At 62.8% G+C, this 2,283-nt stretch carries 1 protein-coding gene and 2 pseudogenes; all 3 read left to right on the top strand.

The genetic code is table 11. The annotated features are described in order from the left end of the window. Positions 1–489 (top strand): annotated as a pseudogene (locus B2V90_RS02030) (F0F1 ATP synthase subunit alpha); the annotation flags it as partial. A gap of 113 nt (positions 490–602) precedes the next feature. Further along, positions 603–1,487 (top strand): F0F1 ATP synthase subunit gamma, encoded by an 885-nt coding sequence (locus B2V90_RS02025; RefSeq protein WP_009821082.1) that lies wholly within the window; start codon positions 603–605, stop codon positions 1,485–1,487. A gap of 21 nt (positions 1,488–1,508) precedes the next feature. Beyond that, positions 1,509–2,283: pseudogene (locus B2V90_RS02020) on the top strand (F0F1 ATP synthase subunit beta); the annotation flags it as partial.

Raw genomic sequence — 2,283 nt, 5'->3', positions numbered from 1 at the left:
GGCCAGATCTTCCTGGAAACCAACCTCTTCTACCAGGGCATCCGTCCGGCCATCAACGTCGGTCTGTCGGTGTCGCGCGTCGGCTCCGCCGCGCAGACCAAGGCGATGAAGAAGGTGTCGGGCTCGATCAAGCTGGAACTGGCGCAGTATCGCGAAATGGCGGCCTTCGCCCAGTTCGGTTCGGACCTCGACGCCTCGACCCAGAAGCTGCTCAATCGCGGCGCGCGCCTGACCGAATTGCTCAAGCAGCCGCAATTCTCGCCCCTGCCCTTCGAAGAGCAGACCGCGTCGATCTTTGCCGGCACCAACGGCTATCTCGACAATGTCGCCGTCAAGGATGTGACCCGCTATGAGGAAATGATGCTGGCCTATCTGCGCCACGATCATCCGCAAGTGCTGGCAGCGATCCGCGACAGCAAGGACCTGGGCGACGACGCCAAGGGCAAGCTCAAGGCCGCGCTCGACAGCTTCGGCAAGACTTTCGCTTAATATTAGCCGTCACCCCAGCGAAAGCTGGGGTCTCAGGCCGGATAGGTCCGACCTGGGGGCGTGAGATGCCAGCCTTCGCTGGCGTGACGGAACAGGATTGAACGAGACGGTATATGCCCAGCCTCAAGGAACTGAAAATCCGGATCGGGTCGGTCAAATCGACCCAGAAGATCACCAAGGCCAAGCAGATGGTCGCTGCCGCGAAGCTGCGCAAGGCGCAGGCCGCGGCCGAAGCCGCGCGCCCCTATAGCGAGCGGCTGGAAGCGGTCGTCGCCAGCCTGGCGACCAAGATCGCCGGTGGTTCGGGCGAAGGCGCTTCGCCGCTGCTGGCGGGCACGGGCAAGGATGACGTCCACCTGCTGGTCGTCGCCAACTCCGACCGTGGCCTGGCCGGCGCATTCAACGCCAACATCGTCAAGGCTGCGCTCGCCAAGGCCCGCGCGCTGGAACTGGACGGCAAGAAGGTGCAATTTTACCTGATCGGCCGCAAGGGCCGTCCGGTCATCAACCGCACATATCCCGGCAAGATCGTCGCGCAATATGACACTACGGGTGTCAAGGAGCCAGGCTTCGATCAGGCGCAGGCGATCGCGCATGAGCTGAGCGACATGTATCTGAACGGCAAGTTCGATGTCGCGCACCTCTTCTATTCGCGCTTCAAGTCGGCGCTGGCGCAGATCCCGACCGAGCAGCAGATCATCCCGGTAAAAATCCCCGCCGATGCCGACCGCAACGCCATTCCCGCGACGGTGGAATATGAACCAAGCGAGGAAGCCATTCTGGACGACCTGCTGCCGCGCAACGTCACGGTACAGCTCTTCAAGGCGCTGCTGGAAAACAACGCGTCCGAACAGGGCGCGTCGATGACCGCGATGGACAATGCGACCCGCAACGCCGGCGACCTTATCAACAAGCTGACCATCCAGTATAACCGCAGCCGGCAGGCCGCGATCACCACCGAATTGGTCGAAATCATCTCGGGCGCCGAAGCCCTCTAAGTGCAGGCAAGGACAGAAGTCATGGCAACCACCAACAATGTAGGCCGCATTTCGCAGGTCATCGGCGCCGTCGTCGACGTGACCTTCCCCGATGCGCTCCCGGCGATCCTTTCGGCGCTGGAAACCAGCAACAATGGCCAGCGCCTTGTGCTGGAAGTCGCCCAGCATCTGGGCGAAAACACTGTCCGCACCATCGCGATGGACTCGACCGACGGCCTGACCCGCGGTCAGGAAGTGACCGACACCGGCGCGCAGATCAGCGTCCCCGTCGGCCCGGCCACGCTCGGCCGCATCCTGAACGTTGTGGGTGAACCGATCGACGAACGCGGCCCGGTCCAGACCGAACTGCGCTCGCCCATTCACGCCAAGGCACCGGAATTCATCGACCAGTCGACCGATGCGTCGATCCTCGTCACCGGCATCAAGGTCATCGACCTTCTGGCGCCCTATGCCAAGGGCGGCAAGATCGGCCTGTTCGGCGGCGCGGGCGTGGGCAAGACCGTGCTTATCCAGGAACTCATCAACAACATCGCCAAGGGCCATGGCGGCACCTCGGTCTTCGCAGGCGTGGGCGAACGCACCCGTGAAGGTAACGATCTGTACCATGAATTCCTCGACGCCAACGTCATCGCCAAGGATGCCGACGGCAACGCGATCAGCGAAGGGTCGAAGGTTGCGCTGGTGTACGGCCAGATGAACGAACCACCGGGCGCCCGCGCGCGCGTCGCCCTGTCGGGTCTGACCATCGCCGAATATTTCCGCGACGTCGAAAATCAGGACGTGCTGTTCTTCGTCG

It is taken from the genome of Sphingobium sp. UBA5915, assembly GCF_002431195.1.
Lineage (GTDB): Bacteria > Pseudomonadota > Alphaproteobacteria > Sphingomonadales > Sphingomonadaceae > Sphingobium > Sphingobium soli.
The sequence above is the reverse complement of the archived record's forward strand: the minus strand, read 5'-3'. Positions and strand labels throughout refer to the sequence as shown.

Coding starts and splice junctions, on each gene's coding strand:
- B2V90_RS02025 (WP_009821082.1), top strand. CDS start 603: ATGCCCAGCCTCAAGGAACTGAAAATCCGGATCGGGTCGGTCAAATCG.